The following is a 20348-nucleotide window of genomic DNA, read 5'->3' as shown; positions in this document are numbered from 1 at the left end:
GCGAATTGTTGCCGCGCGGGGGAACCTTTTCAGGCTCGTGCGCTCTATGTCTCGAGACGTGCAGGGTTGGTGAGGCTCTTGAACAGGGGAGAATCCGATGTTGTCCGTTCGACTGGCCGGTGCTTTGAGCGCACTGATCTTGGTCTCTGGTGCTGCCGCCGCCCAGGGGGCCAAGCCGACCGATCCGCAAATCGCGCATATCGCCTACACGGCTGGCCAGATTGATGTCAGGGCCGCCGAGCAAGCGCTCAGGAAGTCCAAGAACAAGAATGTCAGGGCCTTCGCGCAGGATATGGTGCGCGACCATACGACGGTGAACAAGAAGGCGTTGGCACTGGTCAAGAAGCTTCATGTCACGCCGGAGAACAACGATACCAGCAAGGCGCTCGTGAAAAAGGCCGATGCCGAGCGCGAGAGTCTCGCGAAGCTGAGCGGCGCCGCCTTCGACAAGGCCTATGCCGCCAACGAGGTCGCTTATCACAAGACCGTCAACAGTGCCTTGCAAGACACCTTGATCCCATCCGCAAGCAACAGCGAATTGAAGGATCTCCTCTCAACGGGGTTGAAGGTCTTTCAAGGACACGAGCAGCACGCCGAGCATCTCGTGGAGACATTGAAATGACATATGGCCAGCGAAACCTTTATCGGATTTCCTTAGCTGCGGCGCTCGCGCTCGCGAGCGTCGCGTCCGCGAACGCTGATGTGATTCACGTCAAGGTTTCTGGTTTTGCCTTCGTCCCGGCGCAAATCTCCGCTCGTGTCGGCGATACGATCGAGTGGGTCAATGGAGACTTCTTCTCTCATACCGCGACGGCGAGAGACGGGACGTGGGATGTACCGCTTCCCGCAGGCCGAGCCGGAGCTCTTACGGTCAAGAAGGCGGGCCCGATCGACTACTATTGTCGCTATCACCCGAACATGATTGGTCGCATCGACGTCATGAAACGCTAGAGCTTGATCATGTCTCCTTGAAACATGATCAAGCTCTCGATTCCCTATTGCCGCATGATCCTGGCGAACAACCGGTTTCCACTTGTCTCGATCATGCTCTAGCGCAAAGCGTCAGTTGCGGTCATCGGGCACGACGGGAAGGGGCAACACGTCGATGCCTTCCTCCAGCAAGGCTTTTGCCTCGGCCAGATCTGTCTCGCCATAGATCGAGCGTTGATCCGTTTCGCCATAGTGCATCTTGCGCGCTTCCTCGGCAAAGCCTGCACCGACATTCTCGGCATTCTGCATGACGTGCTCGCGCAGCGCGCGTAGCGCGACACGAATTTCCTTCTCCTTGTCGGAGAGCGCAGCCACGGGCTGCGGCGCGGGACTGACAACGGGAGCCTTGTCGGTGCGCGCGATGGACGGCGCCATGATCTGCTTCTCGACCTTGGCCGAGTTGCAATAGGGACAGGTCACGAAGCCGCGCTTGCGTTGCGCTTCAAACGCATCGCTTGAGGGAAACCAGCTCTCGAAATCGTGGGCCTGTTCACAGGCGAGGGCGTATTTGATCATGTCATTGAAGATGGGAATTCATAAAACGCGATGCCAGGACTTCACGCCGTTGCAGCTTTGCCGGCGGATGACGGCGATGACATTGTCGCGACCTCGAAGGGGCGAGCGTTCTTGAGGGTTGGGATGCGGCCCCTGGCATCCGCGACGAGGCCAGGATCGATCTCGGCCAGAATGACGCCGGGCTCCGCGCCCGCTTCGGCGAGAACGCGGCCCCAGGGATCGACGATGATCGAATGGCCGAAGGTCTCGCGTCCGTCCTCGTGCAGGCCGCCCTGCGCCGCCGAGATCATGAAGGACCCGGTCTCGATGGCGCGCGCCCGATGCAGCACATTCCAATGCGCTTCGCCCGTCTGCTTGGTGAAGCAGGCGGGGGCGGACAGGAACGACGCGCCATTCTCGGCCAGCGCCCGGTAGAGCGCGGCGAACCGCACGTCGTAGCAAATGGTCATGCCGAGATAGCCCCAGGGGGTTTCGGCCAGCACCGCCTTGTCGCCGCCCGTATAGGTCGCCGATTCCCGCCAGCTCTCGCCGTTCGGCAGATCCACGTCGAAGAGGTGGACCTTGTCGTAGGACGCGATGATCTCGCCATCCGCGCCGATGAGGAAGGCGCGGTTGGCGATCTTGTCGCCCTCCTTCACGGCGATCGAGCCGATCTGGATGATGATGCCGCTCTCACGGGCGACCTCGCGCAGGGCCGCGAGCGTCGGGTCCTGGGCTTGCGGCCCGACTTTTTCGAACAGGGCCGCCCGCTCGCGCTCGACCAGGGACGTCATTTCCGGCGTCTGGACGAAATGGGCGCCTTTCGAGGCTGCCTCACGCACGAGCGCTACGGCGGCGTCGCGGTTTTGCAGCGGATCGCGGGTGGAGCGCATCTGGACGCAGGCGGCGGTAAAGCGGGTGGCGGTCATGGGCGAGGGTCTCCGTCAGGCCTGCAGCAGGGGCTCGAGTTGGCCCTTGTCGTCCAGGGCGTAAAGGTCGTCGCAACCGCCCACATGGCGCTCGCCGATGAAGATCTGCGGCACCGTGGTGCGGCCTCCGGCCTTCCTGATCATCTCCGCGCGGGTCTCGGGCTTGGCCTCGATGTCGATTTCGATGAAGGCGGCGCCCTTTTCGTCGAGAAGCTTCTTCGCGGCGGAGCAATAGGGGCACCAGCCCTTCGTGTAGATCGTGATGGACGGCATGGCCGATCAGTCTCCTGAGTTAAGGAGCATATAAGATGAGCTGTGCCTTGGTCACAACCCTTGCACCACGCGCGCAAAGGCCAGCACATCCACTTGGGTCGCACCCCCTCGCAGGAGCGCCCGGGAGGCGGCGTTCGCGGTTGCTCCGGTGGTGAGCACGTCGTCGATGAGCAGGACCCGCTTGCCCTGAAGCCGCGCCTTGGCGCTGTCGGTGACGCGAAACGCGCCCTGCAAATTGTCCTGCCTTTGCGCCTTGGTCAGCCCGACCTGCCGGCGGGTGTGCTTCACGCGAGTGAGGAGGAAGGGATCGCACGGCAGGCCGCTCGCGCCTGAGACGACGGCGGATAGCGCCATGGCCTGGTTGAACCGCCGCCGCCACAGCCGCCAGCGATGCAGGGGCACGGGCACGATCACGTCCGCCTCCTGCGTCAGTTCCGCGCCCGCGCGGGCCATCATGATGCCCAGTGCCCGCGCCAGCTCCAGCCGGTCGCCATATTTGAGCCGATGCACGAGCATGGCGGCCGTTCCGTCATATTCGGCGACAGCCCGGGCGCGCTCGAATACCGGTGGATCGGCAATGGCGGCGGGCGAGAGGAGCGGCTGGCCGAGGTCGACGGCGAAGGGCGTGCCCAGCCGCTCGCAATAGGGCCGCTCGATGAAGCGAATGCCGGACCAGCAGGTTGCGCAAAGAGCATGCGCCTCGCCAGTTGCCGCCTGGCAAGCGATGCAGGTCGGGGGATAGAGCAGGCCAAGCACCCCGCGCGAGGCGTACCGCGCCGTCTGGAGCAGGCGGGCGGTCAGGCTGGGCGTCTTCGTTTCGGCTTCGTCCATCACAGGGCAAACCAAGAGCTTGATCATGTCTCTTTGAAACCTGATCAAGCTCCGGATTCCTTATTGCCGCACGATCCGGGCGAACAACCGGTTTCCACTTGTTCTGATCATGCTCTAGCCGATTTGCAACAAAGAAGCGACCTTCCAGGGTGCCTCCCTCCGGCTTCCGTCCTAATAGCCCTTGGCCGCGCCATCATTTCACGCCATATCGGGCGTCTCATGAGCACGCCTCTCGTCTTCGACCGCCCTCTCGTCCGCCGCCGCCTTCAGCGCGCCCTGCGATCCGGCTATGCCGATTTCCTGCTGATGCGGATCGTCGAGGATATGCAGGAGCGGCTCTCCACGGTTCTGCGGCCTTTTTCGAATGCGCTCGATGTCGGCACCCCGACGGCCGCCGCCGCGGATAGCCTGCGCGAGAGCGGGCGCGTCGAGACGGTGCTGCGCCTGTCGCCTGTCGCGGAGCCCGGCAGCATCTTGGGCGACGAGGAACACCTGCCTTTCGCGGGTGAGCGTTTCGATCTCGCGGTGTCGCTGCTTGCGCTCCAGAGCGTGAACGACCTGCCCGGAGCGTTGGTCCAGATCCGCCGCGCCTTGAAGCCCGATGGGCTCTTCGTCGCGGCGCTGCTCGGGGGCGCGACCCTGACCGAGTTGCGGCAGGCCTTCACCCAGGCCGAGGCCGAATTGGAAGGCGGCGTGAGCCCCCGCGTCGCGCCCTTCGCTGATGTGCGCGATCTTGGCGGATTGCTCCAGCGCGCCGGTTTTTCCCTGCCGGTGACGGATTCGGACGTGATCCGGGTGCGCTATGGCGACCCCTTCGCGCTCATGCGGGACCTGCGCCAGATGGGCCTCTCCAATGCGCTCCATGATCGTCGCAAGACTCCCTTGCGGCGGGCGACACTCATGCGCGCGGCGCAGATTTACGCGGAGCGCTTCGCAGATCCCGACGGGCGGTTGCCTGCGACCTTCGAGATCGTCTGGCTGTCGGGTTGGGCACCGCACGAGAGCCAGCAGAAGCCGCTCAAGCCGGGATCGGCCAAGATGCGCCTCGCCGATGCGTTGGGCGTCGTGGAGACGCCGGCCGGTGGCGCGCGGCAGGAGTGATGCCGCAGGCCTGAATCACGGTTAATCCTTTGTCTTGGAGCAGGCGCTGCTGTATTTTAGAGCCTGATCAGGACAAGTGGAAAACCGTTGTCCGTAAAGATCATGGGGTATCCAAAAGCTGCAGGCGAGGCCGTCATGAAACAGCCCGGGCCCGATCATCCGATTACCATCGAGACGAATCCGCATCGCATCCGCGTCGTGCTTGGCGGCTTCATCGTTGCCGAGACGACCGACGCTCTCACTCTTCACGAAGCCTCGCTTCCGCCCGTGCATTACATTCCGCGCAAGGACGTGCGGATGGATCTGCTCGAACCGAGCGACCGCAAGAGCCATTGCCCGTACAAGGGCGACGCGTCGTATTTCACGGCGATGGCGGGCGGATTGGTGCGCGAGAATGCGGTTTGCTGCTACGAGAACCCCTATCCTGTCGCCGCCGTGATCGCCGGGCATCTCGCCTTCTATCCGAGCAAGGTCGACGACATCGAGGAATTCATGGTGTGAGAGCGCTCACGTCCGCCCATCGCCGTCGCCCGTGAACCGGGCGAGGTCGCGGCGCAGGCCCAGCATCATCAGGAGCTCGGCCATGATGAACATGGGCCCGATGAAGGCCTGGAACAGATTGTCCGCAAGCGCCGGTCGCCGTCCCTCGAAGGCGTGGCCGAGAAACTGAAACACCCAGCCGCCGACGAACAAGACGCCGAACAGCCACCAGGTCGCAGAGCTGCCATAGGTCGAAGTGAACCAGTTCGAGAACAGCACGACCGGCAGGAGGGCGATCGCCATCGCCAACCCGATGGTCAGGTCGAGGGCGATCCAGCCAAGGCAGGCTGCCGCCCAGACAATCCACGCGCCCGAGACGCTGATCGAGCCAAGGTGGGGCCACCAAAGAGCGCAGACCAAAAGAATCGAGCAGACGATGGCCGGGATGCCGATGAAATGGGTCGCGCGGTTGCGGTGATCCCGATGATAGCTCGAATAGGTCGCGAGCTGGCGTTCGAACAGGGTCGACATGGGCCCCTCCCATCCTTTTGTTTGAAAGAATGTAGCCGGTCTGCGTCCGGCGTGAAGGGTGTTCGACGACCGTCTTTAGCCGGATGCCGCTTTCAGCCGGCCGCGGAGCAAGCGAAAAGGAAGCCTTGCGGCGGAGCTGGGAGGGCGGAGATTGCCGCGCGGTCTGTCAGGGCGATGACTGCGGCTCAAATGGCGACGAGATCCACGAGAAACGGAATCAAAGGTTCATCCGCCGGCGGCATGGGATAGCTGCGCAAATCCTGTGGCTTTACCCATTTCAATGCCTGCCCCTCGAGCGATTGCACGAAGCCGTCCCAGCGCCGGCAGACATAGAGCGGCATCAGGAGATGGAAGCTCTCATAGGCATGGCTCGCGAAGGTGAGCGGCGCGAGGCAGGGCTCCTTCACGGTGATGCCAAGCTCCTCGCGCAATTCGCGGATCAGCGTCTCTTCCGGGCGTTCGCCGGGCTCCACCTTGCCGCCGGGAAACTCCCAGAGCCCCGCGAGCTGCTTCCCTTCCGGGCGCTGCGCGAGAAGGATGTGGTTATCAGCATCGATGAGGGCGACGGCGACGACGAGGGTGAGCTTGGGAGAGGACAAGGATGATCGGTCCAGTTGGCCAGGAGAGGCTTTAGGATTGGAAAGGAACTCTCATAGCCTGCTTTAAGTCTGCGGCGAACAGAATTTCGGGCAACGACACCGCCTGGCCAGTCCAAGTCTCCGTTAAAGTTGTTCCATAATAACAGACAGAATTCTTAACCCATTCCCGCTTGTACTACTGTTTCCGTCATGATCCTCGGGTTTTCCCGGAAGATCCTGAAAGGCGCGGACCTCTTCAGATCCAAGCTTGCTAGGTATATCCATGAATAGGAAATTGCTTATCTCGGCTTTCGCCGCACTGATCTGGGCGGATGCTGCCCGGGCGGATAACTGCACCGTCTCACCCATGAACTTCAACTCCCATATCGCGAATGTTGAAGCGGAGATGACGATCAAGGCAGGCAAGGGGTGCGGCTTCGGCCTCAACGGCATTCAAGGGGCGATCAACGAAGCGGTGATCGTCCAGAAACCGAAAGTCGGCTTGGCGGGTGTGCAGGGGTTGACGCCCTTTTATGTCGCGAAACCCGGCTACAAGGGGGCGGATGAATTCTCCTACGCCATCATCGGGACGGACCAGTACGGCGGCCTGATGCGGGTCACTACCAAGCTGAAAGTCACCGTCGTCCCCTGATCCCCGGACGGCTTTAGCTCCGGTAATCCCCGTTTATCTCCACATAGGCCTTGGTGAGATCGCAGGTCCAGGCGGTGGCTTCGCCGCGCCCGAGGCCGAGATCGACTCGGATCGTGATCTCGTCGCCCTTCATGTAGGCGGAGGTCTTCTTCTCGTCATAGTCGTTGTCGCGCGCCCCCTTCACGGCGACGCGGATGTCGCCGAACCAGATCGCGAGCTTGTCGCGCTCCGCCGGCTCGCCCGCCTTGCCGACCGCCATGACCACACGGCCCCAATTCGCATCCTCGCCGGCAACCGCCGTTTTCACCAGCGGTGAATTGGCGATCGCCATGGCGATGCGCTTGGCGGAGGTCGCGCCCGTCGCGCCCGTGACCTTCACGGTCACGAATTTGCGGGCGCCTTCGCCGTCGCGGGCGACCTGCTGCGCGAGGTCGGTGAGAAGATCCTCCAGCGCTTGCCGGAAATTTTTCAGGCGGCGGTCGCTCGGCAGCGAGATCGCCGGCGCGCCACGCTTGGCGGCTGCACCGGTCGCGAAGAAGAGAAGCGTGTCGGACGTCGAGGTGTCGCTGTCCACCGTCACGCAATTGAAGCTCTTGTCGGCGCCCTTCTTGAGGAGCGCCTGAAGCACCGGCGCGGCGATCGGTGCGTCGGTGAAGATAAAGGAGAGCATCGTCGCCATGTCAGGGGCGATCATGCCCGCGCCTTTGGCGATGCCGTTGATGGTGACCTCGACGCCGCCGATGGTGGCGGTTCGGGTTGCGACTTTCGGGAACGTGTCCGTGGTCATGATCGCCTTGGCGGCGTCGACCCAGTTGAGCGGCTTGGCTTTTTTCTCGCAGGCCTGGAGCACGCCATCGAACTTGGTTGCGTCCAGCGGCTCGCCGATGACTCCGGTCGAGGCGATGAAGACCTGTGAGGCGCGGCATCCGGCGGCCTCCGCCGCGATGTCGGCGGTCAGCTTTACTGCCTCGGCGCCCTTCTTGCCGGTGAAGGCATTGGCGTTGCCGGAATTGACCACGAGAGCCCGCGCGGCGCCCTTGGCGAGGTTCTTGCGGCACCAGTCGACGGGAGCCGAAGGGCACTTCGAGCGCGTGAACACGCCCGCCACGGCGGTGTCCTTCGCGAGTGCAACATAGAGAACGTCCGTCCGGTTCTTGTATCGGATCCCCGCCTCCGCAGTCGCGATCCTGACGCCTTCGATGGCGGGAAGCGCCGGATAGGACTTAGGCGCGAGCGGGGAGACGGTTTTGGACATGGATGAACTCGAACGAGGAAATGCCGTTAAGATCCGCGACGTGCGGGTTTTTAACGCTTTTTGTCAAGCCCGCGCTTCGTCTTGGGGGCATTCCGTCTCGCGCTGCCGGCTCTGTCGGCGGCGGACCTCCCCGCGGACGGACCGCGAGGAGGGGCTTTGAATCGTCAGATGATGAGGAAGTGGCTGGCCTTGAGCGCCACGCTCGTGTCGAAAACAGCGAACGTGACCGCCTCGCCACGGCCGTTGCCATCCGCGTCGTAGGAGAGTTCTCCCGTGGCACGGTTGTAGACGATCCGGGTATCGGCGGTCTGCGCCGAGGTTCCGATCTCGAAGGCTTTACTCGACAGGCTGCCGATGGAGAGGCCATCGAAGATTTCGTGATGGAGCAGAATGACGTCGTCCCATACGGAGAAGTCGCGGATTGTATCGATGTTCGAGGCACCGAGCGCGGCCTCGAACACGAACGCATCCGCGCCCTCGCCGCCGACGAGCAGGTCGCGTCCCAGGCCGCCGCTCAGACGGTCGGAGCCCGCGCCGCCCACGAGCAGATCGTCGCCGCCGCCGCCATAGAGCCTGTCGTTGCCGTATCCGCCGATGATGACGTCATTGCCGCCGCCGCCATCGACCTCGACATTATAGAGGCTCTTGGCGCCCTCATAGCGGTCCTCGCCCTCGCCGAGATAAACCACGCTGTCGATGCGGCCGTCGTTGATGACGAGGTCATTGCCGCCGCCCATGTCGACGATGCCCTTGTTGACAGTGATGCCCATCACGACTCCCGACGCCTTGTTGAGGAGGACGTCTTCGCCGTCGTGCAGATAGACGTTGCCCTTGATGTAGGCCGTCTTGGCGCGCGAGTCGTCATAGCCGTTGTAGATGAGATCGACTGCGTTGCCGGTGCTCACGATGACGTTGTGGTTATAGACCTGATCGTGGGGAATCTGGTCGATGGTCCGCACGATTTCGCCCGTGTTGTTGAAGGTGTTGATGCCGCCGGACAGGCTGTTCAACGTGATGGTCGTTCCGTTGTTCGCAAGGATCGTTCCATCGTTGTTGAACACGTTGCCCGCGCCTTCGATTCCGATGGCTTTGTAACCGCCTTTGACGAGCGCCGTCTCGGCGATGTTGAAGGTGTTGTCTCCGCCGGAAAGGACCACGCCGGTGTGGCGCGTGTAATCCATTCGCTCGTGGCCGAGAACGGCAAGTTCGCTCAGATTGAAGACCGAGTGACCTCCGCTGAAGACCGCAGTGTCGTTCAGGTTGGCGCCGCTCCAGATCTTTGCGCGGGCTGCGAGATTGAACGTGTTATATTCGCCGGCGAAGTTGACGGCGGACGTTATGCCGCCGATGTGGCTGAAGTACTGCAGATTGACGGTAATGTTTCCGCCGGTCGCGAAGAGTGTGTCGTTGAACCCGCGGATGTTCGAATGATCATACACAGTGATGACCGCGTCGGATTTCATATAGACGGCCGGTGTGCGATTGAGAATCGTATCGACCGATGTTCCCCATTGGACAAACAGAGTATCCCCGACGTCGAGGTAATATGGCCTCGTCACGAGGACGCCAGCCTCACCGGAGCTGTGATCGGGAGTGCGGTAATCGGTCATGTGCGTGTCCTATAGAAGTCATCGTTTGACAAAGCGTCGCGCACTCACGCGCAACGTTAACGCAACGATATACCGGTGTATTAAATATGCAAATGCCGCTTCCTTGCGTTCTTTCATTTCAACTAAGAATATAAGACCAGTAAATATTTATCGAAACAACGAAGTAATCATTGATCTGAATGCGTTTAATGACGCGCGGTTTCAAACTATTTTAACGTTATGACACAAACTACGATAGTTACGTTGTGAATTTGAGCTAAATATATTGTATCGGCGGCAATTCTAGATTGAGCGACGCCGTCGGCTCGCGATACCTGGTGCCGTCGGCGTTTGGACCCCAGAGCAAGAGCTCTCGCCGTTCGCGTGGCGCCTAGGCTGAGGACGGGAGCGCGAATATTCCGGCATCCCGACAGTCTTAAGGACACCGAAAAAATAAAGGCGAGCCGACGGCCCGCCTTTAATCTCATGCCTCCGGCCCCGCAGGGCTCAGCGGCCTAAGACCCCGCTACGGCAAGAGATGTTCTTGCCGCTTGCGGATCAAAAAGCCTCACTTCTTCTGCTCGACGAGATTGCCCTTGTCGTCCAGGCGCTCGATCTTGGCGCTCTGACGCAGGCCGCCAATCAGATCCTGCTGGGCCTTGCGTTCCAGATAGGTGTCGACCTGGTCCTTCATTTCCTCGAAGGACGGAACCGGTTTGGAGCGCTTTTCTTCGACCTTGATGACGTGCCAGCCGAACTGGGACTTCACCGGGTCCGAGATCTGGCCGGGTTCGAGCTTGAAAGCGGCTTCGGCAAAGGGCTCGACCATGCGGTCCTTGGTGAAGAAGCCGAGATCGCCGCCATCGGTCTTGGAGCCGGGATCCTTCGAGAGTTCGGCTGCGACCTTGGCGAAGTCCTCGCCGCCCTTCACGCGGGCGGCGGCTTTCTTGGCCTCTTCCTCGGATTCGACGAGGATGTGGCGGGCGCGCACCTCCTGCTCGGCGGGCACGCTCTTGGCGGTTTCGTCATAGAGCTTGCGGGCCGCCTCGGGGGTGACCGCCTTCTTGGCTTCCTGGTCCAGATACTGGTCCAGCAGGGTCTTGTCCCGCGTATAGGCGAGCTTGCGGGCGAAATCGGGCGTATCGCCGACCTTGGCGGCTTCGGCGGCCTTGGCGCCGAGCTTGAGATCGATCAGGTAACCGATCAGCATGTCGCGCTTCTGCGCTTCGGGAACGTTCGGCAGCTGCAGGGCCGGATCGGCGGTCGCGACCGCGAGGTCAGCTTCCGTGATGTTCGTCCCGTTGACGCGGGCGATCACTTTGTCGGGATTGACCGCCGTAGCGGCAGCCGGAGGTGTGGGGGCGCTCGTCTGAGCCAGGGCCGCGCCGGCGGCGAAGGGCAGGGCGACCCCGAGGGCGAGGAGGCTCTTCCGAAGCTGCAATGAAAATGACATGTAGGATCCTCTAGTGAGCTTGAGACCGCCCACGGACAGCGGCGATCGATGGCCTAGTCTGTTTACGTTTGCAAGCGATGGCATATTTATGTCACAGCATCTCTCTTGGCAGGGGACCCTCTTGGCAGGTGCTCTCTTGACAGGGCCGGGGCGGCCAAGCTTGTGGAAGCCGGGCTGCGCCACTGGGGCACAGCCTTTAAGATGCGTTCCTGCATAATTAAGTCTATAAGCCTGCCCAAATCGCTCGTTACTCTTGGTTCCTGGAATTCTGAAGGCTCCCGATGTTCGGTTCTCTCGCGAAGAAAATCTTTGGCTCGGTCAACGATCGCCGGCTGAAGTCCTACCGGCCAAAAGTGGCGGCCATCAACGCGATGGAGGCCGAGCTGGAGGCCCTCTCCGACGAGCAGCTCCGGGCGCGGACGGAGGAGTTCAAGGCCCAGCTCGCAGCCGGCAAGACCCTCGACGATATTCTGGTTCCCGCCTTCGCCACGGTGCGCGAGGCGGCCAAGCGCACCTTGGGCCAGCGCCATTTCGATGTGCAGCTCCTCGGCGGCATGGTCCTGCATGAAGGCTCCATCGCCGAAATGCGCACCGGTGAAGGCAAGACCCTGGTCGCGACCCTGCCGGTCTATCTCAATGCGCTGTCCGGCAAGGGCGTCCATGTGGTCACGGTCAACGACTACCTCGCCCGCCGCGATAGCGAGTGGATGGGCCAGATCTACCGCTTCCTCGGCCTTTCCGTCGGCGTGATCGTCCACGGCATCGAGGATGCCGACCGCGCCGCCGCTTACGCCGCGGACATCACCTACGGCACCAACAACGAATACGGCTTCGATTATCTTCGCGATAACATGAAGTACGAGATGGCGCAGATGGTCCAGCGCGGCCACAACTTCGCGATCGTCGACGAGGTGGACTCGATCCTGATCGACGAGGCCCGTACGCCGCTTATCATCTCCGGCCCGCTCGACGACCGCTCCGAGCTTTACAACGCCGTCGACGTGGTCATTCCGAGACTCGACAAGGGCGATTACGACCTCGACGAGAAGCAGCGCTCGGTCTCGCTCACCGAGGCCGGCAACGAGAAGATCGAGGAACTGCTCCGCGAGGCGGGTCTCTTGAAAGAGGGCGACCTCTACGACGCCCAGAACGCCACCCTTGTCCACCACATGAACCAGGCCCTGCGGGCCCACACCCTGTTCCAGCGCGACAAGGATTACATCGTCCGCAACGGCGAAGTGGTCATCATCGACGAGTTCACCGGCCGCATGATGCCGGGCCGGCGCTATTCGGAAGGTCTGCACCAGGCGCTCGAAGCCAAGGAGCGCGTGCAGGTTCAGCCCGAGAACCAGACGCTCGCCTCCATCACGTTCCAGAACTATTTCCGGCTTTACGGCAAGCTCGGCGGCATGACCGGTACGGCGGCGACGGAAGCCGACGAGTTCCTCGAAATCTACAATCTCGAAGTGGTCGAGATCCCGACGAACCGCCCCGTATCCCGCCTCGACGAGGACGACGAGGTCTATCGGACGGCGGAAGAGAAGTACAAGGCGGTGATCCGCGACATCGAGGCGGCTTCCGCGCGCGGGCAGCCGATCCTCGTCGGCACGACGTCCATCGAGAAGTCGGAGCATCTGGCCGAGCTTTTGATCAAGGACGGCTTCACCCTGATCGATTTCGAAAACCCGCTGGCGCTGGAGCCGCTCTACAAGGCCGCACGGGAAGGCAAGGGCACGCGCTATTTCGCGGTGCTGAATGCCCGCTTCCATGAGCAGGAAGCCTTTATCGTCGCCCAGGCCGGCGTGCCGGGCGCCATCACGATCGCAACCAACATGGCCGGTCGCGGCACCGACATCCAGCTCGGCGGCAACGCCAAGATGCGCATCGAGCGCGAGCTTGTCGGAATCGAGGGCGAAGAACGCGCCGCGAAGGAAAAAGAGATCCTGGCGGAAATCGCCTCGTTCAAGGAGCGGGCGCTGTCCGGCGGCGGTCTTTATGTGCTCGGCACCGAGCGCCACGAATCCCGCCGCATCGACAACCAGCTGCGCGGCCGTTCGGGCCGTCAGGGCGACCCCGGCCGGTCCAAGTTCTACCTGTCGCTTCAGGACGACCTGATGCGCATCTTCGGGTCGGATCGCATGGACGGCATGCTGTCCAAGCTCGGCCTGAAGGACGATGAGGCGATCATCCACCCCTGGATCAACAAGGCGATCGAGCGGGCGCAGGCGAAGGTCGAGGCGCGCAACTTCGACATCCGCAAGAACATCCTGAAATACGACAACGTCATGAACGACCAGCGCAAGGTCGTGTTCGAGCAGCGCAAGGAGTTCATGGCCGAAGAGAGCGTGCGCGAGACCATCGATGATATGCGCCATGGCGTCGTCGAGGACATCGTTTCCCGCGCCATTCCCGCGAACGCTTATGCGGAGCAATGGGACGTTGCCGGCCTCAAAGGCAGCGTGGAGAATTTCCTCAACCTCGATTTGCCCGTCGATGAATGGGCGAAGGAAGAAGGCATCGCCGACGACGAGATCCGCGAGCGTATCCTCAAGGCGGCGGACGAGGCTTATGCTCAGCGCGTGGAGACGAATTCGTCCGAGGTCATGACCTATGTGGAGAAGCAGGTTCTGCTGCAGAGCCTCGATCACCTCTGGCGCGAGCACCTGGTGACCCTCGACCACCTGCGCCAGGTCATCGGCTGGCGCGGCTATGCCCAGCGCGATCCGCTGAACGAGTACAAGTCTGAAGCCTTCGAGCTGTTCAACAACCTGGTCGGCCATTTGCGCGAGCAGGTGACGGGTCAGCTCATGCGCATCCAGGTGGTGTTCCAGCAGCCCGAACAGCCGTCGCTGCCGCCCATGTTCGCGCAGCATCTCGACCCGGCAACGGGCGAGAATGAACTCGACATGCCGCAAGGCGGCGGCTTCGGCGCGGGCCCGGCGCTCGGCTTTAGCGCAGCCTCAGCCCCGACCGTGCCGGTCGAAGCCCGCGACCCGAACGACCCCTCCACCTGGGGCCGCGTCGGCCGCAACGAAGCCTGCCCGTGCGGTTCCGGCAAGAAGTTCAAGCACTGCCACGGGCAATTCGTGGCGTGAGGGCTTTTCCCTGACCGAGCCGGTTCCGGTCGCAAGGATAGCCCTTCTTCATCTCCCCGGCGGGGAGAGGCGAGGGGGCGGCGAGCCGCCACCCCGTCCGTGACGGACAACGGTGTCATTCCCGGCCGAAGCGCAGCGGAGGGGAAGGGAATCCACGACCAGCCTCGGCGGGTTCCAATCGATCCGCTTCGGCCTGATGGCTGCCGGGGATGACAGGGGCACCACCCCGTCATTCCGGGGCCGCGAAAGCGGAGCCCGGAACCCATAAACGCCGAGCTTTACGAACAAGACGCACCGACAGCCGCCGCATCCTGTCCTGACCCGTCAGCGTTTATGGGTTCCGGGCCCGGCCCTGCGGGCCGTCCCGGAATGATGGGGGTGCCCTCGATCCGAAATGACGAACGAAGGGCATGTTCTTTTTTTGTTCTTGACATTATTCCCAGTTTGATCCATGTTGGCGTTGTCCCGACCCACCGAGGGGCGCGCTCGCGAGGCGTCGTGATTGTGGGGTCGGGCACGGTCCCGCGGATGGGGTGACGCAACCCCATTCGGCGGGAGGCCCAGGCTGTGCCGAGGGCTCAGGTTGGTCCGGGGCCGCCCGTCTCTTGCAGACGGTGTCCGCCACGGGCAACTGTTGGAGCCAACGCCGCCTGTCCGCCTAAAAGAACCGTGCGCGAGGTGCCAGCCGGCTCTCACATCTCATTGCCATCATCGAGCCGGACCGCACGTCGCGCCACCCTCGATCGCTTCTCAGGCTTGGGGCTTTTTCAGCCCCGAGCCCGCACCCGCTTGTTCTTTGACATCCCTTTTCGACACCCCGGACCCGCCGCAGGGGCCATCGCGAGGCGCGCCTGCTCCCTCTCCCGGCGGGAGAGGGTTGGGGTGGTTGTGCCCTCTTTCGGATAACGCGCCCCCCTCACCCTTGCTTCTCTCGACCTCTCCGCAACGGGAGAGGGGTCAGGGGTGGGGGTGGTTCGACCGGGTGAGTGATGGCGGAATGCGGGCACGGTATCCGCCGGAGCACGCCGCTCCCCAACCACGGCTCCGATCTTCCGACCCGCTGGCGAGTGAAGAGGCGCACAGCGCCTATGGGGACGCAATCCTCTGGCATTGACCCGAGATGGACGCATCGAACGCATATCGTCCGCCGCAAACCGACGCGGTGGGCGGCGTCTTTGTCGTCTCGAACAGATCGTGACCTTCCTTGAGATTGGCCCAATAGGCCGCCCAGCGATGCCCTTCCGTCGCGGCCAGCTTGTCCCCCGTCATGCGGAACGGGAAGGCATGCACGGGGACCTCGCGCTGCCCCTCACGCAGAGCCGCTTCGACGATGGCGTAGATGTCATCGATCCCCTTGTCCGTCATGGCGTAGCAGCCGATAGAGAGGCAGTCGCCGTGGACCATCAGGAATGATCCGGTGCGTCCGTGGGCGCGGTCATAAGCGTTCGGGAATCCGAGATTGAAGGCGCGATAATAGGCGCTGTTCGGGTTGAGCTGCTTCAGGTCGACCGCGTAAAAGCCCTCGGGGCTCTGGCCGTCGCCCTCGGCGATCTTGGGCCCGAGCGCGCCCGACCATGTGCAGATCGGATAGGTCGCGAACAGCTCGTAAATCCCATTTCGCGAGAGCCAGACTTCGAGTTCGCTTTCCTGCTTGAAGATGCGGATGAAGGCGGCTGCGCCCAGGCTAAAACCCCTCTCCCCAAGCCGCGCGGATACTGGTTTTGCCGCGCCGTGCCGGAGGCTGATGGCGAGCTCCGGCGCGATCAGTGCAACCACCCTGATCGCTCGATCGGAGGCGCTCTGCAAAAGCTGCGGACGGAGAATGGTGATGCTGGCACACGCGGCGAGAACAAGAATGACAACGATCGCAAGCAGTCGGCGCATCGGGAGCATCACATAGGCAGGGATTGGCGAGGCGTTACGGAATTATCCCGAGGCTAAGAAAAAGCCCGCCGATGAGGCGGGCCTTTATCATTCTTGTCTCGTGCTGGGCCGAATCAGTTCGCCGCCGCCACGTTGATCGTCGAGCCGCCTTGGGCGCGACGCTGCGGGGCCTTTGCGGCCGGCGTTGCATTGCGCTGGGGCGGGAGCGGTGACACGGCCGGCGTGGTCGCCGGGGCCTGCGCCGTCTCGGTCGCGGGCTGCGACGTGGTGGAGTTGCCGAACAGGTCGCCGACGCTGTTGAACATCTTCTTGTAGAACGGCGTCTCCGAGGACGATGACCCGGTGGCGGCAGGGGCGGCCTGCGGGGCGGGAGCGATCGCCGCAACCTTCTCCGGCGCGGGGGCAGGGGCAGGCGCCGGGGCAGGCTGGTTCATGGCTGCGACGGTCGTCGAGGGCGCTTCCGCCTTCGGCTTGCCGGAGGCATCGAGCGCGATCCGCTGCGGGCCGGAAGACAGGCCCTCGGGACGGCTGACATCGCCGAATTTGTCGCGCATGCGGCCCTCGACCACGAGGGAACCGTCCGCGCCCATTGCGCTGGAGAGAGCCTGGCGGAAGGATTCGTGCGAATCGCCGTCATTGTAGACGAGCTTGATCGGCTGGACGCCGCGGGCGACCAGATTGGCCGTTTCCTGCTCGTCCTGCTGCTGCTTCTGCGCCACGGCGGAATCAGCGCCCGCATCGGCGACGTTGAACTGGTAGCGGTGGTTGGCCACCGAAACGCGCGGCTCTTCCTTGGTTAGCTCGAAGTAGTCCGAGCCTTCCTTCAGGTTCTTCCAGAAGGCCATGTTCGGGTCGAGGCGGTGCTCGGCCATGTTGTAGGCATTCATCCGGAACGGGTAGGACTGGAACTGGAAGCCGCGCTGGCCGCTACCGAGGGCTTCACGGGCCAGGGCGTAGATCTCGGCGATGTTCTGGTCCGTCATGGCGAAGCAGCCGCGCGACGAGCACGAGCCGTGCACCATGAGGTTGCCGCCGGTTCGACCGAAGGAGCGGTCGTAAGCGTTCGGGAAGCCCGTATCGAAGGACAGGTAATAGGCCGAATTCGGGTTCATCTGGCCGGGCGTGACCGTGTAGAAGCCCTCCGGCGCCTGGCGGTCGCCTTCGCGGACCTTCGGGCCGAGCTGGCCGGACCAGCGGCAGATGGGATAGGTCTTGAGAAGGGCGTATCGGCCGTCGGAGCCGCGCTTCCAGATCTCCATCTCCGACTCCTTCTTGTAGGAGCGGATCAGGATCGGATCGCTTTTCGACATTCCCTTCTGGGCCATGAGAGACATGGTGGCTGCCGGAATCGGCGACAGGTGGCGCGTCGAGCTTCGCGAGAAGCTGTCATCCTGGCAGGCTGCGAGCGCGAGCGCGAGGCTCGCGGCCAATGCGAAACGCTTCATCATGGGGGACCCCGCATTCTTGATCTGCCCGGTCATTGATGCCGAGACAGTTCCCCAACCTGACTAAATCGTTAGCGTTAACTCAAGCTTACTGCAAGGGTTGGGGTTATTGAGTTATGGTTAAGAGGAGGTAAGCCGCAGCGGCGCTTAAGGCTGTGTTTTGCGCTGGTCACGGGCCAAAGCGTGGCCAATCAACGCTTCCATCAGGCCACGCTGCGGCAATCCGCCCGCCTCCCAAAGCTTGGGATACATGCTGATCGCGGTAAATCCCGGAAGCGTGTTGATCTCGTTGACGAACAGGCTTTTGGGGTCGCGCGGATCGATGAAGAAGTCGACGCGGGCAAGGCCCTCGCAACAGAGAACCCGGAAGGCCGCGATGGCCAGCTCCTGCGCGTGGCGGGCCTGCTCTGGCGAAAGGGCCGCCGGGATGCGCAAATCCGCACCCGCCGCATCCTCATATTTCGCATCGTAGCTATAAAAGCCGTGGCTGCTCGCGGGGACGATCTCGCCGAGCGGCGAGGCGCGCAACGCTCCGGAGGCTTCCTCCAGCACCGAGCATTCGATCTCGCGTGCTCCAGCGACGCTGCGTTCCACAATAATCTTGCGGTCATAGCGGAAGGCGAGCTCACAGGCCCGCGCGAACTCCGCCGGCGTTTTGGCCGGCGAAACGCCGACCGAGGAGCCCATATTCGCCGGTTTGATGAAAAGCTCGGGCGAGCCGACCGCTACGGTCGCAGCGATATAATCCACCGGGTCGTGGTCGGTCAGCGTCAGGTAGGGGACGATGGGGAGCCCGGCATCGCGCAAAAGGCGCTTGGCGACATCCTTGTCCATGCTGGCGGCGGAGCCCATGACGCCTGAGCCGACATAAGGAACGCCTGCCAGCTCCAAGAGCCCCTGGACGGTCCCATCCTCGCCGTTCGGCCCGTGCAGCACCGGGAACACCACGTCGAGTCGCAGCGGAGCGCGCGAGGCATCGCCCAAGGCAAAGAGCTCGCCGTTCCGGCCGGGAGGCAGCGTCACTTCCGGGGCGTCGGAGGGGATTTCGAGGGATTTGGCGTCGGTAGCGGCGGCATTGCCCAAAAACCAGCGCCCGTCGCGGCGGATGCCGATGGGCACGATCTCGTAGTGGGCAGGATCGAGCGCGCGAAGGATGTTGGCGGCCGACATTCTGGAAACGTCGTGCTCCGCCGAGCGTCCGCCGAACAACAGCCCGACGACTTTTCGCGTATGGTTCATGCATTCACCCTCCGGCCGGTAACCAAGTACGGCCGGAGAGATTGAAACATTGCTAAAGGAACGGGTTTTAGAGCTTGCGGCCGATATTGAGGAACTTCTCGGCCCGGTGATCGCGCAGCTCCGACGGTCCCATATTGCCGAGATCCAGGAGCGCTTCCTCGATGGCGTTGCCGGTCGAGGCGATGGCGGCCTTGGGGTCGCGGTGAGCGCCGCCCATGGGCTCGCCCACGATACCGTCGATGATGCCGAGGCGGCGCAGATCCTGGGCGGTGATCTTCATGTTGGTGGCCGCATCCTGCGCCCGGGCCGAATCGCGCCACAGGATCGAGGCCGCGCCTTCCGGCGAAATCACGCTGTAGATCGCGTGTTCCAGCATCAAGACCTTGTTGGCGGTGGCAATCGCGATCGCGCCGCCCGAACCGCCTTCGCCGATGACGACGGACACGTTCGGCACGCCGAGCGAGAGCTGCATTTCGGTCGAACGGGCGATGGCCTCGGCCTGTCCGCGCTCCTCGGCCTCGATGCCGGGATAAGCGCCCGCCGTGTCCACGAAGCAGATGACCGGCAGGCCGAAGCGGTCCGCCAGCTCCATCAGGCGCACGGCCTTGCGATAGCCCTCGGGCCGGGCCATGCCGAAATTGTGCCGGATGCGGGTTTCGGTGTTGAAGCCCTTTTCCTGGCCCATCACGCAGACGGCCTGGCCGCGGAACCGGCCGAAGCCGCCGACGATGGCCTCATCCTCCGCGAATTTGCGGTCGCCCGCGAGCGGGGTGAATTCGGTGATCAGCCCGGAGCAGTAATCGATGAAGTGAGGCCGTTGTGGGTGACGGGCGACGAGGGTCTTCTGCCAGGGCGTGAGCTTGGCATAGAGGTCCCGCAAGGCGTCCGAGGCCTTGTTTTCGAGCCGAGTGATATCGTCCGAGATCGAGACGGCGTCCCGGTTCTCTCCGAGCGCCCGAAGCTCTTCGACCTTGGCTTCCAGTTCGGCGACGGGCTTTTCGAAATCGAGGTAGCTGCGCATCAGACTCTATGAAAATGAAAAACCGGCGCTGACTTCAGCAGCCCCCGCCGGAACGGGCGGACACTGGCGATTTGACGGCCCCAAGTCAAGTTGGAGGCTGAATTAGCCCCCAAAGACCACATGATACATCAATCGCCCAGGCAAAAGCGTGAACAGTCCCGCGATGACGAGGCCGCCCAAGAAAAGGCCCCGCATCGCAGAGCGATGGTTCGCGATCCGCCCGCGTCGGGCGTGAAGGACCGCGAGGGGCAGGGTGATGAGTACGAGGGCCGACAGGCCGTGGATTGGCCCGAACCGCCCGACCACGGGCCAGTTGGACACGATCCCCAGCGAGGTGGCCGCAACCAGGGCCATCAAGGCGACCCAGCTCCAGCCCAGACGACGATGGGCTTTCGAGCCTTTGATGGAGGCCATCTGGTAGCCGCCGAGGGCAAGCGCCGCCGTTGCCGCTGCCGCGTGAATCTGGATCAGAAGGGGCGCGGCGATCAGGGGGGCCAGGGACATGGG

20 protein-coding genes are annotated in these 20348 nt (G+C 63.0%); 6 read left to right on the top strand and 14 right to left on the bottom strand.

Annotated elements, in window-relative coordinates:
• Window positions 1-100: 100 nt before the first annotated feature.
• Together I2H38_RS05110 and I2H38_RS05105 are read left to right on the top strand one after the other, a co-directional pair.
• Window positions 101-622 (top strand): DUF4142 domain-containing protein, encoded by a 522-nt coding sequence (locus I2H38_RS05110; RefSeq protein ID WP_407664042.1) that lies wholly within the window; start codon window positions 101-103, stop codon window positions 620-622.
• Entirely contained in the window at window positions 619-951 is a 333-nt protein-coding gene (locus tag I2H38_RS05105; RefSeq protein ID WP_196270751.1) for a cupredoxin domain-containing protein, read from the top strand. Before I2H38_RS05110 ends, I2H38_RS05105 begins: the two co-directional genes overlap by 4 nt.
• Window positions 952-1062: 111 nt before the next feature.
• On the opposite strand, the gene I2H38_RS05100 is transcribed toward I2H38_RS05105, so the two are convergent.
• Genes I2H38_RS05100 through I2H38_RS05085 form a run of 4 tightly spaced genes read right to left on the bottom strand, consistent with a single transcriptional unit; the run spans window position 1063 to window position 3545 of the window.
• Window positions 1063-1506: a DUF1178 family protein gene (locus tag I2H38_RS05100; RefSeq protein ID WP_196270750.1), complete on the bottom strand. Its 444-nt coding sequence runs from the start codon at window positions 1504-1506 to the stop codon at window positions 1063-1065.
• Between the two features lie 41 nt (window positions 1507-1547).
• Window positions 1548-2414: a carbon-nitrogen hydrolase family protein gene (locus tag I2H38_RS05095; protein ID WP_196270749.1), complete on the bottom strand. Its 867-nt coding sequence runs from the start codon at window positions 2412-2414 to the stop codon at window positions 1548-1550.
• Between the two features lie 15 nt (window positions 2415-2429).
• The gene (grxC, locus tag I2H38_RS05090) at window positions 2430-2687 is read right to left on the bottom strand and encodes a glutaredoxin 3 (RefSeq protein WP_196270748.1); all 258 of its coding nucleotides are present in this window, start codon (window positions 2685-2687) and stop codon (window positions 2430-2432) included.
• 51 nt (window positions 2688-2738) lie between these two features.
• Complete coding sequence (locus I2H38_RS05085; RefSeq protein WP_407664036.1) at window positions 2739-3545, bottom strand: ComF family protein; 807 nt, start codon at window positions 3543-3545, stop codon at window positions 2739-2741.
• 192 nt (window positions 3546-3737) lie between these two features.
• Between I2H38_RS05085 and I2H38_RS05080 the strand changes: the two genes are divergently transcribed.
• The gene (locus I2H38_RS05080; RefSeq protein ID WP_196270747.1) at window positions 3738-4619 is read left to right on the top strand and encodes a methyltransferase domain-containing protein; all 882 of its coding nucleotides are present in this window, start codon (window positions 3738-3740) and stop codon (window positions 4617-4619) included.
• 135 nt (window positions 4620-4754) lie between these two features.
• The gene (locus I2H38_RS05075; protein ID WP_196270746.1) at window positions 4755-5120 is read left to right on the top strand and encodes a DUF427 domain-containing protein; all 366 of its coding nucleotides are present in this window, start codon (window positions 4755-4757) and stop codon (window positions 5118-5120) included.
• 6 nt (window positions 5121-5126) lie between these two features.
• Here the strand turns inward: I2H38_RS05075 and I2H38_RS05070 are convergent, their stop codons facing one another.
• Both I2H38_RS05070 and mutT read right to left on the bottom strand, forming a co-directional pair.
• On the bottom strand, window positions 5127-5630 hold the full coding sequence (locus tag I2H38_RS05070; RefSeq protein ID WP_196270745.1) for an Mpo1 family 2-hydroxy fatty acid dioxygenase: 504 nt from the start codon (window positions 5628-5630) through the stop codon (window positions 5127-5129).
• Window positions 5631-5815: 185 nt separating this feature from the next.
• Window positions 5816-6229, bottom strand: coding sequence for an 8-oxo-dGTP diphosphatase MutT (gene mutT, locus I2H38_RS05065; RefSeq protein WP_196270744.1), 414 nt, complete (start codon window positions 6227-6229; stop codon window positions 5816-5818).
• Between the two features lie 262 nt (window positions 6230-6491).
• On the opposite strand from mutT, the gene I2H38_RS05060 reads away from it, so the two are divergent.
• Window positions 6492-6860, top strand: coding sequence for a hypothetical protein (locus tag I2H38_RS05060; RefSeq protein WP_196270743.1), 369 nt, complete (start codon window positions 6492-6494; stop codon window positions 6858-6860).
• Between the two features lie 13 nt (window positions 6861-6873).
• Here the strand turns inward: I2H38_RS05060 and argJ are convergent, their stop codons facing one another.
• The 3 genes from argJ to I2H38_RS05045 all read right to left on the bottom strand — a co-directional run bounded on the left by argJ (window position 6874) and on the right by I2H38_RS05045 (window position 11157).
• Window positions 6874-8115, bottom strand: a complete 1242-nt coding sequence (argJ, locus tag I2H38_RS05055) for a bifunctional glutamate N-acetyltransferase/amino-acid acetyltransferase ArgJ (RefSeq protein WP_196270742.1) — start codon at window positions 8113-8115, stop codon at window positions 6874-6876.
• A 164-nt stretch (window positions 8116-8279) separates the two neighbouring features.
• Entirely contained in the window at window positions 8280-9725 is a 1446-nt protein-coding gene (locus I2H38_RS21350) for a calcium-binding protein (RefSeq protein ID WP_324617349.1), read from the bottom strand.
• Between the two features lie 547 nt (window positions 9726-10272).
• Window positions 10273-11157: a peptidylprolyl isomerase gene (locus tag I2H38_RS05045; protein ID WP_196270741.1), complete on the bottom strand. Its 885-nt coding sequence runs from the start codon at window positions 11155-11157 to the stop codon at window positions 10273-10275.
• A 281-nt stretch (window positions 11158-11438) separates the two neighbouring features.
• On the opposite strand from I2H38_RS05045, the gene secA reads away from it, so the two are divergent.
• Complete coding sequence (secA, locus tag I2H38_RS05040; protein ID WP_196270740.1) at window positions 11439-14252, top strand: preprotein translocase subunit SecA; 2814 nt, start codon at window positions 11439-11441, stop codon at window positions 14250-14252.
• Between the two features lie 1086 nt (window positions 14253-15338).
• On the opposite strand, the gene I2H38_RS05035 is transcribed toward secA, so the two are convergent.
• From I2H38_RS05035 to I2H38_RS05015, 5 genes are all read right to left on the bottom strand, one after another.
• Window positions 15339-16136, bottom strand: coding sequence for a L,D-transpeptidase family protein (locus I2H38_RS05035; RefSeq protein WP_196270739.1), 798 nt, complete (start codon window positions 16134-16136; stop codon window positions 15339-15341).
• A gap of 113 nt (window positions 16137-16249) precedes the next feature.
• A complete protein-coding gene (locus tag I2H38_RS05030; RefSeq protein WP_196270738.1) occupies window positions 16250-17584 on the bottom strand; it encodes a L,D-transpeptidase family protein in 1335 nt (444 codons plus the stop codon).
• A 144-nt stretch (window positions 17585-17728) separates the two neighbouring features.
• Window positions 17729-18820: a D-alanine--D-alanine ligase family protein gene (locus I2H38_RS05025; protein WP_196270737.1), complete on the bottom strand. Its 1092-nt coding sequence runs from the start codon at window positions 18818-18820 to the stop codon at window positions 17729-17731.
• A 67-nt stretch (window positions 18821-18887) separates the two neighbouring features.
• Entirely contained in the window at window positions 18888-19841 is a 954-nt protein-coding gene (locus I2H38_RS05020; protein WP_196270736.1) for an acetyl-CoA carboxylase carboxyltransferase subunit alpha, read from the bottom strand.
• A 102-nt stretch (window positions 19842-19943) separates the two neighbouring features.
• Window positions 19944-20345: a DUF2306 domain-containing protein gene (locus I2H38_RS05015; RefSeq protein WP_196270735.1), complete on the bottom strand. Its 402-nt coding sequence runs from the start codon at window positions 20343-20345 to the stop codon at window positions 19944-19946.
• Between the last annotated feature and the right edge of the window lie 3 nt (window positions 20346-20348).

Source organism: Microvirga alba (genome assembly GCF_015694465.1).
Classification (GTDB): domain Bacteria; phylum Pseudomonadota; class Alphaproteobacteria; order Rhizobiales; family Beijerinckiaceae; genus Microvirga; species Microvirga alba.
Note: the sequence above shows the minus strand (reverse complement) of the source record. Positions and strands in the feature narration are given on the sequence as shown.